Origin of the sequence: Marinomonas posidonica IVIA-Po-181, from assembly GCF_000214215.1 — a bacterium.
Classification (GTDB): domain Bacteria; phylum Pseudomonadota; class Gammaproteobacteria; order Pseudomonadales; family Marinomonadaceae; genus Marinomonas; species Marinomonas posidonica.
Map to the genome: position 1 here is coordinate 2,554,343 of NC_015559.1, position 15,572 is coordinate 2,569,914.

8 protein-coding genes are annotated in these 15,572 nt (G+C 45.2%); 7 read left to right on the forward strand and 1 reads right to left on the reverse strand.

Going from position 1 to position 15,572, the window contains the following annotated elements:
• Positions 1-20: 20 nt before the first annotated feature.
• The 4 genes from MAR181_RS11875 to glgX all read left to right on the forward strand — a co-directional run bounded on the left by MAR181_RS11875 (position 21) and on the right by glgX (position 9,484).
• Complete coding sequence (locus tag MAR181_RS11875) at positions 21-1,631, forward strand: methyl-accepting chemotaxis protein (RefSeq protein WP_013796839.1); 1,611 nt, start codon at positions 21-23, stop codon at positions 1,629-1,631.
• A 452-nt stretch (positions 1,632-2,083) separates the two neighbouring features.
• Positions 2,084-5,209, forward strand: coding sequence for a glycoside hydrolase family 15 protein (locus tag MAR181_RS11880; RefSeq protein WP_013796840.1), 3,126 nt, complete (start codon positions 2,084-2,086; stop codon positions 5,207-5,209).
• A gap of 23 nt (positions 5,210-5,232) precedes the next feature.
• Positions 5,233-7,425: a 1,4-alpha-glucan branching protein GlgB gene (gene glgB / locus MAR181_RS11885; RefSeq protein WP_013796841.1), complete on the forward strand. Its 2,193-nt coding sequence runs from the start codon at positions 5,233-5,235 to the stop codon at positions 7,423-7,425.
• Between the two features lie 28 nt (positions 7,426-7,453).
• On the forward strand, positions 7,454-9,484 hold the full coding sequence (gene glgX / locus MAR181_RS11890) for a glycogen debranching protein GlgX (protein WP_013796842.1): 2,031 nt from the start codon (positions 7,454-7,456) through the stop codon (positions 9,482-9,484).
• 32 nt (positions 9,485-9,516) lie between these two features.
• Here glgX and MAR181_RS11895 read toward each other — a convergent pair whose 3' ends face one another.
• On the reverse strand, positions 9,517-11,085 hold the full coding sequence (locus MAR181_RS11895) for a methyl-accepting chemotaxis protein (protein WP_013796843.1): 1,569 nt from the start codon (positions 11,083-11,085) through the stop codon (positions 9,517-9,519).
• Between the two features lie 199 nt (positions 11,086-11,284).
• On the opposite strand from MAR181_RS11895, the gene MAR181_RS11900 reads away from it, so the two are divergent.
• The 3 genes from MAR181_RS11900 to MAR181_RS11910 are packed head-to-tail and all read left to right on the forward strand — an operon-like array spanning position 11,285 to position 15,540.
• Positions 11,285-12,550 carry a response regulator gene (locus MAR181_RS11900; protein WP_144011240.1) on the forward strand — a complete coding sequence of 422 codons (1,266 nt, stop codon included), beginning with the start codon at positions 11,285-11,287 and terminating at the stop codon, positions 12,548-12,550.
• Positions 12,551-12,610: 60 nt separating this feature from the next.
• Positions 12,611-13,579 (forward strand): serine/threonine protein kinase, encoded by a 969-nt coding sequence (locus tag MAR181_RS11905; protein ID WP_013796845.1) that lies wholly within the window; start codon positions 12,611-12,613, stop codon positions 13,577-13,579.
• A complete protein-coding gene (locus tag MAR181_RS11910) occupies positions 13,579-15,540 on the forward strand; it encodes a RecQ family ATP-dependent DNA helicase (RefSeq protein WP_013796846.1) in 1,962 nt (653 codons plus the stop codon). The genes MAR181_RS11905 and MAR181_RS11910 overlap by 1 nt, the downstream gene beginning before the upstream one ends.
• The last annotated feature ends 32 nt before the right edge of the window (positions 15,541-15,572 follow it).

Consider the following 15,572-nt stretch of genomic DNA (forward strand, 5'->3'; position numbering starts at 1 on the left):
CCAAAGCACGGAGGCACATCATGCTCAACCGTATAAATGATATCAAAATTCGCTATAAACTCTGGGCCATTATAGGCCTAATGTCATTAGGGACAACGGCATTAATTTTGGTGTCTCTGTCGTCGCTCTTTTACAGTCACGTGGAGGCGCGGAAAGAACGCACTGCCGACATTCTCGACATTGTAAACACTTCTCTATTATCTCTTTTTCAGCAACAAGAAAACAATCAAATATCCCCTCAACAAGCAAAGCAAGATGCCTTAACACTCTTATCAGAATTTCGTTATGGTGAAGAGCAAAGTGTTTGGGTATTGGCAAACAATGGGCGCAAACTATTAAACGCCCCAGACAACTTTACTAGCCAACAGCCCCCATCTTCATTATTAGAAGCGTTAAAAACGAGCAATAAATCGAACACAGACCACCAAACCATTGAATTTCACTACCAAGATTCCTCAGGCGGTGAGCACAGTATGATTGCCAGCGCGTTGGATTTTACCCCATGGCAACTAACGGTTGTCACCACCACATCAATGGACGCCGTGACGAATTTTTTCCTAGTTGCTTTAGTGGATTACGCTATTCTGGTGGGGATTTTAACCTTAGTGGTCGGCGGTACAGCCTTGTTTATTATTCATATGGTAACGACCCGTGTTACCAGCTTATGTCACACCATGACGACCGTTCAGCATTCAGGAGACCTGACTCAAAGGGTAGAATTTAGCGGTAAAGATGAAATGGGGGCCATGGCAAAAGCCTTTAACAGCATGATGAATGATTTTCAAAGCATCGTACGCAATGTCACGCACTCCAGCGAGACCCTAGATGGCATTGTTGGTCAAACCAACCAATCCACACACAAAACTGTTGAAGGGGTTGCACGACAACTTTCTAACACAGACCAAGCTACCGAATTAATGCAAAGTGTGATGACGTCGGTTGAAGAAGCCTTGGGGATTGCCGAGCAGGCGAAAAACAAAACACAAGAGCTTGGCCAACATTCAAAGCAAGGCTTGGGAGTGATGAATAAAGCCAACCAGGATATTCAACAATTATCCCATGAAGTCGGTCAGGCCGCTCAGCAAATACAAACCTTGCGAGAAGAGGTCACACACATTCATGAACGACTGGGCATCATATCCGAAGTCGCCGAACAAACCAATTTGCTGGCGTTGAACGCCGCGATTGAAGCGGCACGAGCGGGAGAACAAGGACGTGGCTTTGCTGTCGTGGCTGACGAAGTTCGTCATCTAGCACAAAGATCACAACTAGCCGCGACGGAAATTGGCGGTTTGATTGATCGCTTAACAGAACAAACCGATACTGCTGTTGGCGTAATGGAGTCTGCACAAAATACCGCCAACCAAGGTGCGAATCAAACGGCAGAAGCTGGGCAAGCCTTTTCTGAAATTGCCGACGGGGTGATTTCCATTTCGCAATTAAATAGCCACATCAGTCAAGCGGCTGATCGTCAACATGAATCCTCTCAAACCGTTCACCAAGCCTTAGGCGACATTGCGGTGATTTGTCAGGAAAACAACGACAATTCAACGGATATCCGTACCTCTGTCGATCATTTACAAGACTGTGCTACGCAACTGCGTCAACTCGTACAACAATTCAGTACCTAAGCTGATTAATCAGCTTAGGTAGCTTAAAGAAGGTGCGAATAAGTCTTCTATACGTCAGTCTTATCAGAGAAACTGTCAATCACGCTTAACACAGAGCGGCCGTTTCTCTGAAAGCCCGAAGGGCGTGGGCTAAGCTCTCTTTATTCTTTGTTAAGCTTGCTGCCCCCTACATGGATCTAGGGGATTAGAGCAACGCATAACCACATGGATATGGAGTAGTAGAGCAACGCAGGAGCGGTTGCCAAGGAGGACTTTGTCGTAGCCAGTAAACTGGTTCGTACCTTACTTAACAAAAGCTGATTTTCCCCTTATTAAACAAATAACTTGCAAAGAGAAGGGTTTACGTCTTTAACTTATTGGTGAGTTTCATTTTATTTGGGTATAGTGATCCAAGTAAGAGCTTGTTCGAAGAATTCCTATTTTCATTACGCTATTAAAGGGTATAAATAGAAATGCCGTCTGACACACAAGATACGCTAGAGTCTCTTTACCAACACATTCAAGCGGTAATTTTATCCCGCCAACATCCAGTAACAGGCTTATTTCCAGCCAGTACCAGCATCAATAATCATGGTAATTACACTGATGCCTGGGTACGTGATAATGTTTACAGTATCCAAGCGGTTTGGGCTTTGTCTTTAGCCTATAAACGTGCTTCTGATACGGACAAACGGGCTCATGAGCTGGAGTTTGCTTGCATCAAGATGATGCGTGGTTTGCTGTTCGCCATGATGCGCCAATCCCACAAAGTTGAAGCCTTTAAACACAGCCTCGACCCAAAAGACGCCCTGCACGCCAAATACGACACAAAAACCGGTTTAGAGGCTGTTGCAGACGATGCATGGGGGCATTTGCAAGTTGACGCCACCAGCTTCTACTTACTGATGATGGCGCAAATGACCAAGGCTGGCAGCAAACTCATTTTTTCCCGTGATGAATTCAATTTCATCCAAAACCTCATCTATTACATTTCGCGAACCTATCGCACACCAGATTACGGTATTTGGGAACGTGGTAACAAGGTAAATAACGGCAAGGAAGAAATCAATGCCAGCTCGGTTGGCATGGCCAAAGCCGCCATGGAAGCCATGGATGGTTTGAACCTGTTTGGAGACGAAGGTCCTGAATGGGCCGTGGTCCACTCCTTCGCCGATGCGGTCGCACGAGCTGGTTCGGTTTTGCAATCATTGCTGCCAAAAGAATCTCGTTCCAAAGAAGTGGATAGCGCTATCTTAAGCATTATTGGTTTCCCCGCGTTTGCGGTGAACGACGAAAAACTGACCCGTCGCACACGTCACGAGATCCTCAATAAATTGGGCGGTGAATATGGCTGTAAGCGCTTCCTACTGGACGGTCACCAATCGGCCTTGGAAGACAAAAATCGAATCCATTATGAATACGACGAGCTGATTAACTTTGAGCACATAGAATCAGAATGGCCGCTGTTTTTTACGTATTTATATATCGATCGTCTGTTTGCTCGTGATTGGGAAAATGCCAATTATTATCGCCACAAAATCGAAACCTTAATGATAGAGAAAGACGGCCATAAACTCTTACCTGAACTCTATTATGTTCCAAAAGAAAGCATCTTAGCAGAAAAGGAAAAACCTGGATCACAGCGTCGTTTGCCGAATGACAATTTACCCTTGGTATGGGCGCAAAGCTTATACCTTGTTGGTAAGATGCTTGATGAAGAACTGATTAACACCGATGACTTAGACCCACTCGGCCTTCACAAAATCCAACATAGAAAACATAAAACCACTACCTCCATGGTCATTTTGGTACAAAATGACAGAGTCAAACAAAAACTGATGGACGCGGGCTGCTTGTGTCAAACTCTTGAGGAAATAGCCCCTCTCAAAGCCATCACGGCAGAGCAATTGGTGGAAACCTACCAACATTTGGGCGAATCCACCTCGCTCGGCTTAACTGGTCGTCCTAATCGTGCTCTTAACAGTTTGGCCACATCACAGGCGTTTAGCATCAACAACGAGCATTATCTGTGTCTCTCTTGGATACAAAACGAAGACAAAGATTACCGTAAGATTGACCCTGATTTATTCCAGGCACACATTCGAAATGAACTCACGAGCTTAGCAGACCATTGGTATTACCAAGCCAACGCAGTGTTTACCATTTTAATTGACGAATCCATGAGTGAAATGAGCAACAGCCATGAACTGTTTGAATTCATTCGGCTCCTACAAAAACGTGAAAATGACGCCTATCGAGTCATCCCTCAATCCGCAAAAAACGCATTCAAATCGGGCAATCGTCGCGTCATTACTATGAAACCAAATGATTCTCTGCAATTGGGCATTCAATTGAGTCATCATGAACGCAGCTGGCCTCTAGCCGACGATGACCAATACTTCTCCCTTGACCAAGAGCACGCGACCACCGACGCCCTTTTGGCACAGTTGTCGGAAACCCCCTCCCTTAACCAAGCCGTTCATTGCCTTACCTTGCTAGGTGAGCGTAAAGCCTTGATGAATACCTTGCCAAATTCAACCCCAGCCACCACCGCCTACAAGGTGCTGCACAAGGTCTATTTGCAAACCCTTATCTCCGAGAACTGGCGGGCTGCTCGACAACTCTATGCTCTGTTAATCACCCCAACCACAGATTTAGCCACCTACATTGCCGACATTACCGTGAGACAACGCTTCCTGGTGATTGGTGAAACCCCAGACACCGAAATTGAGATCAGTTTACCCTTGCACCAAGATGACATTCTTGAGGCGATGAAAAAGGCGTCTAGCAGTGCCGTCAGTCTGGTTCTATGTCACGAATTGATTGCCATCGCTGGCACCTTAATACGCACTCAACCTGACTTCTTTTCTGGGATTCGCACCATTCGCATTCACAACCTTGTGATGCTGTGTGCTCGATACTTTAATCAAGATGATTCAGCTCCCCTCTATGATACTTTGGCAGAAGTGTCTCCAAGCGCCCTCTATTCAGCTTTTGAACATGTGCTAAAACAAAAACACGATGAATTCGCTCACGTTTCAACCAGCTTACGATACCATCACACGACAGACGCTCAAGGCAGCTTAAATGACATTGACTGGTTTGATTGGCGTTCTGAACAAGGCATGATCACTAAGCTACCAGATAGTTTATTGCTGCAATTTTGGGAAAGCCTGAGTCACGTCAATACCATTGTCTTTGGGGACTTACAAAGTAATACACGACTAGACTGTAAACGCGCCTTAAACTCCATGACACCAGGGGAAGACACTTTTGCTCTGCTTGTCGAAGGCCTCACATCTGACATTCACCCTAGCTGGTATAAGAGTTTAATTTTTGAGTGCTTATATGCTTTCATCCAGTTCTGTCAGCAACATAAAAATTGTCAGTTTGAACAAGAAGTGAATCTTCCCATATTAGTGTCTCAAGCGGCTATGGACTATGCTAGACAGTATCTGGCTGAACACCCTGAAGAAGATGCAATTTCAACGGCTGTGGATGACTTTGCCCAGATTACGCCAAGCAAGGCCAATCAGTTCTTACGCTGGGCAGTCAGCAAACTACATAGTCATCAGCACCAACATTCATCAAGTAAATAATTTTACCCTGACTGGAGAATTAAATGGATTTAGTCAAGCACGACCTGTTTCAAGATTTAGCGAAAACACAATGTGCCGACCCTTTTGGGTGTTTAGGATGCCACCCAGACCCAGTAACTCAAGAACCAACCTTATACGTTTGGCAACCCGAGGCAGAGTCCATTGTGGTTCTTGGCCTTGATCACGATCAAATACTAATGTGCCTGACGCCCTCGGAACTAAATGGGTTATTTGTGGCCCCTTGGCCAGATGACATAAGCAGTCAACATTATCGATTAAAAGTCCAATATCGAGATGGCAATCATCATACTTTGGTCGATCCGTACCAGTTTGCTGACAGCAGTTTCAAAGACCCTGAACACCACACGGCTAACCTCTTTAAAAGCCAAGGGGCTATCCATCGAAGCGCGTATATTCATGATAAGTTAAGCATTCAAGGCACTCGCTTTGCTGTCTATGCGCCAGCCGCACGTTCCGTGTCTGTGGTAGGAGACTTTAACGGTTGGGATGGTCGTGTTCATCCAATGTCGAGTAATGGCGATGGCATCTGGCGCTTATTTATACCCGACGTCAATCATGGTGCTCGTTATAAATTTGAAATTCGTGCTCATGATGGTCAATTGCTCCCCCATCGAACCGATCCTTATGCACAACAAATTGAACAATTTCCATCATTTGCCAGCATCACATGTTTTGACCGCCATCATGTTTGGAGCGACTCCGACTGGTGCCAACGCTCGGTTGAAAATCTTTACGAACGCCCTATGAGCATTTATGAAGTACACCTAGGTTCATGGCGACGCAAACAAGGTAATCAAGCTCTCAGCTATTTAGAACTCAAAGACCAGCTGGTGCCTTATGTCAAAAGTATGGGGTACACCCATGTAGAGTTATTGCCCATCACCGAGTACCCTTTTGATGGCTCTTGGGGTTATCAACCCGTTGGTCTGTATGCCGTGACATCTCGCTTCGGTCATCCTGAAGACTTTAAAGCCTTGGTCGACGCGTTTCACCAAGCAGGCATTGGCGTGATTATGGATTGGGTGCCAGCGCATTTTCCAGCTGACAGCCACGGCTTGGCAAATTTTGACGGTTCCAAACAATACGAATACCCAGACCCTAAAAAAGGTTGGCACCCAGAATGGAACTCCTTAATCTATGATTTCGGTAAGGATCATGTGGTCAATTACCTAATCAGCAATGCGGTTTATTGGTTGGAAGAGTTTCATATTGATGGCTTGCGAGTCGATGCCGTCGCTTCCATGCTATACCTTGATTATGCCCGTGAAGAGGGTGAATGGATTCCAAATCAAGATGGTGGTAATCACAACTATGAAGCCATCGCGTTTCTGCGAAAATTGAATGAAACCATTTACCTTAATCACCCCAGATGTTTTACCGTGGCCGAGGAATCCACCGCGTTTCCTGGCGTGTCTAAGCCAACCTTTATGAATGGTCTAGGCTTTGGGTTTAAGTGGAACATGGGCTGGATGAATGACACCTTAGATTACATGCAACGTGACGCCATTTACCGTCAATATCATCAAGGCGATTTGAGCTTCAGCATGGTTTACGCTTTTGATGAGCAATTTGTTCTGCCCATTTCCCACGACGAAGTGGTCCATGGAAAATGCTCGATGATCGACAAGATGCCTGGCGATGCTTGGCAAAAGTTCGCAAACTTACGTGCCTTTTCGGCTTACATGTACTGCCATCCAGGTAAAAAGCTGAACTTCATGGGAAATGAGTTCGCACAGGGACAAGAATGGAGCCACGAACGTTCGCTCGACTGGCATTTGCTCGACATTGCTTATCATAAGGCGCAACAAGATCTCACCAAAGACTTAAACCAGCTCTATCAGCAGCAAACCAGTTTGCACTGTGATCATTCTGCCGACGGCTTTGAATGGATCAGCCACGATGATAGTCAGAACAGTATTCTCGCCTTTGTACGCCGTACTAAGGGCTCCTCGCAACACCTTTTGGTTATCATCAATTTCACCCCCACCCCTCATACCCACTATCGCATAGGTGTACCCGAAACCGGGCAATATCAGGTACTGCTGAATACCGACGACGCCAATTATCAAGGCAGTCAATTTACCCAACAGTCGACTTATTCAACCGACCCTATAGCGCATCATGGCCGTGCGAATAGCATCGAGGTACAGGTTCCCCCTCTGAGTGGATTAATCTTCACTTGGCGACAGGATTGATTCAGCGATCAAACAAGGAGAATTCAAGGTGAGCGAATATCAAGTGACCCAAGGTCAAACATTTCCGTTGGGCCCTTCAATTCATCCAGACGGCATCAATTTCGCCGTGGTGTCAGAAGATGCAAATCAATTGTATCTCTGCCTGTTTGATTCTCATGATCAAGAGTTGCAATCCATCCCATTTATTGCCAAGCACAGAGGCATTTGGCATATGCTAGTGTTGGGATTAGAAGAAGGACAAAGATATGGCATTCGAGCCGAAGGGCCATTTGAGCCTGAAAAACAACTCATGTTTAACCCAACCAAACTGCTCATTGATCCTTATGCAAAAGCACTCACAGACCGGCTAGTTTGGCATCCAGATCAAGCCGCCATCACCGAACAGGGTGTTATCCAGTCACAAGATTCCGCTCACTGTGTGCCCAAATGCCTCGCCATAGAACCCAAGGTTCAAACAACACGTCCTGCCAGAGTGCAAGTCGTGAACCATGAGCGCAGCCTTTATGAACTCCATGTAAAAGGCTTTACTCAACAGCTGGACATTGATGAACAGCACAAGGGAAAATATTTAGGCGTCATTTCCCCCCCTGCTATTGCCCATTTACAGTCTCTTAATATCACCACCATTCAGTTGATGCCTTGCTTTGCCTTTATGACGGAAAAGCATTTGCAACAACTAGGGTTAAGCAATTATTGGGGATATAACCCTATTAATTTTTTTATCCCTGAACCTTCCTACGCCCAAAACGATGCGGTAGCAGAATTTCAAGCCATGATCGACGGACTCAGAGAAGCCGGATTCGAGGTCATTTTAGACGTGGTGTATAACCACACATCTGAAAGCGAGTTGGATCAATCTTGCGTGAGTTTTCGAGGGTTAGACAATGCACAATATTACCGCCATCAAGCGGGACAATACTTAAACTACACAGGTTGCGGAAATTGCTTTGATACCTTTAACCCTGCCAGTATTCGATTAATTTGCGACAGTATGCGTTATTGGGTTGATGTCATGGGAGTGGACGGTTTTCGCTTCGATTTAGGCGTGGATTTAGGCCGCACTGACCATGATTTCACCGCGAATGCACCTTTGCTACAAGCCATACTACAAGACCCCATATTAAGCCAAACTTGTCTGGTGATGGAGCCTTGGGACATCGGACCAAATGGTTATCAGGTCGGACAATTCCCCAAAGGTTTTCTGGAATGCAACGACAAATATCGCGACTCGGTGAAACGTTTTTGGCATGGCGATTCAGGCATGATAGCCGAATTCGCCACACGGCTTCTAGGGTCAAGAGACTGCTTCCATAAAGGCCACAAGAGTGCCTTAAATTCCGTTAACTACATTACCTATCATGATGGTTTTACCTTAGAAGATTTAGTGTCTTACAAGGAGCGCCATAATCTTGCCAATATGGAAGACAATCGGGATGGCCATGGTGATAATATCAGTCAAAATTTCGGCGTCGAAGGCGAAACCCAAGATCCAGAAATACTTGCCCTGCGTCTCAATCAAAAAATTTGCTTTCTTGCGACCTTAATATTAAGTCAAGGAACCCCTCACCTATTAGGAGGCGATGAGCTGTCTCACAGTCAACAAGGCAATAACAATGCTTATTGTCAGGATAATGAGATTACTTGGCTCAATTGGTCTAAAAGTTCGCAAAGCCAAGCATTAAAAGACACCATCAGCAAACTCATGTCTTTGCGCAAAGCCTACCCTATCTTGGCAGAAGTACACCTTGAAGATGATGCTCTGTTCCAACATTTACCGGCCGATCAAGTCACTTGGCTAAATGAAGACAGTGAAACCATGAGTCATGAAGATTGGCACACACCGGATCGACATTTTATCGCCTTAATGCTCACCACCGCGAATCTGGGCAGTCGTTTATGGTTGGTCTTTTACAACCAACCAACTCTGATTAAAGTGCCTTTTCCCTCCCTGTCTGATCATGACGCTGAGGTCGAGGTTTTATTTCAATCGCCTAATGTCCAAGTAGAAGACAAGCATTTAGCCTGCTCAGGCGCCTGCGTGGCCTTAGTAAAACTTTAAAATAAAAAGCGGAGCTCTACCCCCTTAAAAGTCTATGCTCTAGAGGATTTAAAGCCCATCCGAAAACCACCCCAATGCTGACCTTGCACATAGATGGGCACGGATAAATCATGAAGAATTTCTCCCGTGTCACGCTTATAGGTTTGCAATAAAAAACTCTCTGTATGGGCGCCACAGCGACGACCTGTCGGGTCGTCAAAAATGCGTTTCGTACGGTTACTGACTAAGTCCCTGTCATAATCCCCTGTTAACGGCTGGCTGAATTTCTTATTATGGGTTGGAAAGTAACCATTTACATCCACAGCGCCTGCAAACATGACTTCATCATGTTGTTCTAAAATCCCTTCTTGAATCACTGGAAAAGCCTGATCACTGTAAGCATCATAGGCCGTGCTGTATTTTATTGGATTGGTGCCTTGAATGGGCTGATAGTCATGAGAGAAAATCTGCTTCATCGTAAGCTGATTTTGATCAATGGCGGCCTCCAGAACGAGACCGATTTGTTGAGCAGCGTGTTGCGCACTTTGCAACAGTTTAGAAAAAAACAAGTCTGAATCCACTTTATCCAGTTCGCGGAACACGATTTCAGCGCCATTGCTGAGACTAGCCGCTTCTTCAGACAAACGATCACTTCTCTGAGAAATGTCTTGTAAGGATTGACCAATCCGATTGATTGAGCCGCTTATTTGCGAACTGACGGTACCCAGCTCTTCACCACTGCTTTCCACCTCAGATAACACGAGTGACGCGCTCTGTACTTCAGCCGTTAACGTCATGAAGCGGTCAGTTTCTGCCAACAAGGTTGCTGACAAAGAGTCAGAAAGGCTTTTCAAAGCATTCATTTCTTGGTTAGTGCCCGCACTGTTATGTCGGACTTCATTCAATAAAGCGGATATTTGTTCCGAAGCATCGGCGCTTTTTCCTGCCAAGGCTCGCACTTCATCCGCTACCACAGCAAATCCACGCCCCTGCTCTCCTGCCCTTGCCGCTTCAATCGCGGCATTCAACGCCAGCAAGTTCGTTTGCTCTGAAACCCCTTTAATGACTTCGGTAATACGGTCAATGTCATCAGCACTTTTGGTCAATTTGGACAGTTGCTCATTAGCACTCTGCACTTTTTCTATTAGTCCATTAATCTGATCTGTGCTTTGTGATAAAGCGGTTTGTGCTGTCTTGCTTGATTGCGCTGTATCCGACATGGTTTTAGCAAGCTGACCTAGGTTATTGGATAAGCTAAAACCTGTATGTGAAAGCGTTTCTACCGCTTGAGTAATTTGTTCGCTGTCGTGGTGCGTATGATGAATATCCTGACTCAATGAATCCACAAAATGAGACACCTCCGCGGCACCAATGGCCATACGAGAAGTGGCTTGAGTAACATTTTGACCGATTTCAGAATAAGACGATGCTGAATAAATGGCTGACGCACCCCCAGCTTTATCCGGCATATTAAGCCGGTTTTCCATATAAATTCGCCACCAAGCTAAACCCGCTAACAAGACACCGATAAGACTATAGGGAAGAGAAATGTCACCAGAGAAATACCCCAAAGAAAACAGGGTAAAGAGCCCCAATACGCAGCTCATTTGAAAATACAGCATAATTTCGTCCTTTATTATAATTATTTTTTTATCCTAGGCTCAGAATAATTTGGGTCAATGTAAATCAGACTAGATGCGACTAAAGTCTTAGTCATAGGTGTGGCTCAGATACGATCCTTTACATTGCATTTTTAGGCTTTTATGTATAAATGTGATACTGTAACAAAACTCTAATGGACTTTAGGTATTGGGTAGTAGCTTGTCAGATGTAACTATGTTAGGTGCCGACAGTAACAACGGCATACACCAAGAAATAATGGACCTTTCAAAAAAACGTGTTCTGATCATAGAAGACATTGGCGAAATGCGCATTATGCTTAAGTCACTAATGAGCTCGCTGGGTTACAGCAAGATTGATGTGGAATACTCTGGCCAAATGGCCATCAAACGAATTCTCGAAAAACATTATGATGTCATCCTTTCTGACTTCAATCTTGGCGGCAGTGTAGACGGCCAACAAATTCTAGAAACCTCTCGCAAAAACTACGCTCAAGACCATTCCACAATTTTTATCATGATTACCGCTGACACGGCGTATGAGAGTGTGGTCAGTGTGTTGGAGTACCAGCCTGACAGCTATTTGGTTAAGCCCTTCCCGCCAGCCGCTTTCTTCCGTCGTCTTGAAAAAGTTCAAAAGCAAAAAAAGATATTTGAAGGCATTAATACCGCACGTAAGCTCAATGAACACGAAAAGATGGAAGCACAAGCAAAAGCCATCATGGCGGACTACCCTCATTTTGCCAACCAATGCTTAAAAATCATCGGCGAATCTTTGTATGCTCGAGGTCGTTATAAAGATGCGAAAAGCCACTACATGTTGATTATCCAGAATCATAAAAATCTCGCATGGGCTCATTTCGGCATAGCGCAATGTGAAATGAAACTTGGCGCGGTGGGTGCCGCTATTGATAAATTGGAGCAGACCGTTGAATTAAGCCGCCACTTTCTGTCTGCTTATGACCTTCTGGCCGAAGCGCACGAAGAGCAAGGCAACCTTGAAAAAGCACAATCGACAATAAAACGAGCTCTCGAAGTCTCCCCTCGCTCCAATGAGCGTTGTTTACGCCTCGCTGAATTAAGCGTTAAAATCACTGACTGGGAAACCGCAGAACACGCCTACTCCCGTATTATCCGCCTCACTCGTGACACCATTAATGAGAAAGTAGAATACTATTACGAGTACCTCAAGTGCCTAACCAGTATGATGAATGTTGTTGGCGACAGCGCGAAATTAGCCGATAAATTTAAACGTTCTTTAATACGTTTACGCTCCTTTGGTAAAGCTAACCCTACGGCCATCTCCAATTCATTTCGCATTGAAATACAACAATATCTCGCCCGCGAACACACTGGAGAAGCCATTAAAGCATGGCATCAATGGAACCGATTGATCGAATCCGGTCAGGCCTCACCTCTCACAGAGGCTCAAGAACACACACTGAAAAAGCGTCTTGACTTGCTATAAACCCCATTTCCTTTTACTGTCTGGGCGATATCCATTAGCCAATAAGAGTGTGTCCATTTTATGTCATCCAACCAAGATTTTTCGAATCTCATGCCCGACGTCATCCTCGATGCGGTGGAGTCACTAGGCTTTTGGACAGACGCCAGAATTTATCCTCTGAACAGTTATGAAAACCGTGTCTATCAAGTGGGTATTGAAGAGGCTTCGCCTCTCATCGCAAAGTTCTATCGCCCCAACCGTTGGACACAGGCCCAGATTCAAGAAGAACACGACACCTTAATCAAGCTGGCCCATGATGGACTGCCTGTCGTCGCTCCCCATATGGTTGAAGGCAAAAGTGTATTTACTCACCAAGGTTTATTGTTTTGTTTGTCACCAAGATTAATCGGTCAGCACCCAGAAGCTGAAAACCTAGACCAACTGTTTCAGATCGGTGAACTGATTGGCCAACTCCATCAGAGTCTTGGCAAAGAGACCTTTCAACATCGTATCCAGGTGTCTCCCCTAGAACAAATCCGTTCCGCCGCCACTCGAATTCTTGACAGTACCGCACTGCCCAAGGCACTAAAAGCACCTTATCAACAACAGATTTCAAACTTGTACGATTTGTGTGAACAACAAATTCAACGCTATTGGCCAACTCAATTACGACCCATTCACGGCGATAGCCATCGCAGCAATCTCATCCTCAGCAACGAGCAATTCCACCTGCTGGATTTTGATGACTGTCAAAATGGTCTGGCCATTCAGGATTTATGGTTACATCTGACTCAGGTTAATCTCGCCAAACAACAGTTAAGTGAATTACTAGAAGGCTATGAAAGCTACCAGACATTTGACACGAGAGAATTGGCGTTAATCGACGTATTTAAATGCACCCGTGTGATTTGTTACGCCGCTTGGTTACTTCAGCGACAAACAGATCCAGCCTTTGCCAAAGCCTTCCCCTGGTTTGCTAGTGAAGAATACTGGCTTAACCACTTGAATGAATTAAAAGAATGCCAAAATGAGTGGGGACAGATTCTCTAATGACAGCACGGAATACCAACCTTAAGTCGCTATTTGGCTTTGAGTCCTTTCGTCAGGGACAAGCCCCTGTGGTCGAACAACTTTTAGCGGGACACTCTTCTCTTGCCGTCTTTCCAACAGGTTCAGGTAAGTCTTTGTGTTACCAATACACAGCAACACAGCTGCCCCACCTAACGCTAGTGATTTCACCGCTGATTGCCCTGATGCACGACCAATTAGCCTTTCTAAAAGCCAAAGGCATTGCTGCTGCCAGCTTGGATTCCACGCAAAGCCGTGAAGAAAGCCAAGCCGTCATGGCAGGGGTAAAAACAGGTCAAATCAAGATTTTAATGATTTCAGTGGAACGTTTTAAGAATGAAAATTTCCGCCGTTTTATTCAACAGATCGCCATCTCTCTACTCGTAGTAGACGAAGCACATTGCATTTCTGAGTGGGGGCACAATTTTCGTCCGGATTATCTGAAGCTGCCGTTTTACCAACAAGAATTAAAGATCCCATTGGTGTTATTGCTCACCGCCACCGCCACTCGTCGAGTGCAAAAAGACATGGCGCAAAAATTTCAAATTCAGCCACAACACATAGTTCAAACAGGCTTTTACCGATCCAACTTAGACATTGAATTACAACCCATTCCAGCCGAACAAAAAGCCAATCAGCTTGATCAGATTTTAAGGCACACTCAGGGGGCGAGCATTGTTTACGTCACCTTGCAAAAAACCGCCGAAGACGTCGCCCAGTTTCTGATCCAGCAAGGCCATCAAGCTCAAGCCTACCATGCTGGCTTGAGTAGTGACGACAGAGCGCAAATACAACAGCATTTTATGTCTGGTCAGACGCGCATCATTGTCGCCACCATTGCCTTTGGCATGGGGATAGATAAAGCAGACATACGTTTGGTAGTCCATTATGACTTGCCTAAATCCATTGAGAATTACAGTCAAGAAATTGGCCGTGCTGGTCGTGATCAAAATCACAGCCAATGTATTTTGTTGGCGAATTTAGAGGGCCTACACACCTTAGAAAATTTCGTTTACGGCGACACACCTGAACGTCATAATATTGCCTGTTTGCTTGAAGCTATCCGCCAAGAAACGGACCAACAAGAATGGGAAACACAAGTTTATCATTTGGCCAATCACACCAATATTCGCTCGTTGGCTTTGAAAACTCTGTTAGTCCAGCTAGAACTCAAGCAAGTTATAACCCCCAAGTACAGTTACTATGCAGACATTAAAGTAAAATGGGAAACGGATCCTCACCAGTTTATGCAGCAGTTGCCAAGCCATTGGCAGATGAGCTTTCCAATCTTGTTAGAAGGCATTCACTTCAAAAAAATTTGGGGCGTACCTGACTTTGACTGGCTGCAACACAACGCCAATTTAAACCGTCAACAAGTATTGGAAATGCTTGAGTTTGCAGAACAGCAACAAGCGCTCATCATAGACAGCAAAAGCCTCACCGAGGTCTATCAGGTGAATCTTGATAGGTTGCAAAACACACTTTTGCTTGAGCAATTGGACGAATACGTAAAGCAGAAAGAGACATCCGAAATAGAGCGTATTGCGACCATGATTCGCTTCTTCGAATTAGACCGTTGCCTGAATCACAACCTAGCACGTTATTTTGGCGATCAACAGGCCCCTGAGCACTGTGGACACTGTTCGGTTTGTCGACAAAATGCATTACGCTTCCCTCCACAGCATCCATCTCTAGCGTCTTCTCTGACACAACTTGATGAGTACATAGCGGCGTTTTGTCAGGCCGTGCAAAAGAAAGCCCCCAATACCCTTGTCACAGCGACCTTGATAACACGCTTTTTAACTGGACTAAGTCAACCTATGTTCACTAAGATCAAAGCTCGTCAACTGCCAGGCTTTGGTTATTTTGAGGAAGCATCTTATCAAACGGTTCTTACTCAGGTGACTGAACAGTTTCAAAAGCACAAGTCGCCTTCGAGGTAGGAGGCGCTTTTTCTATTGATTTCCCTATTGCT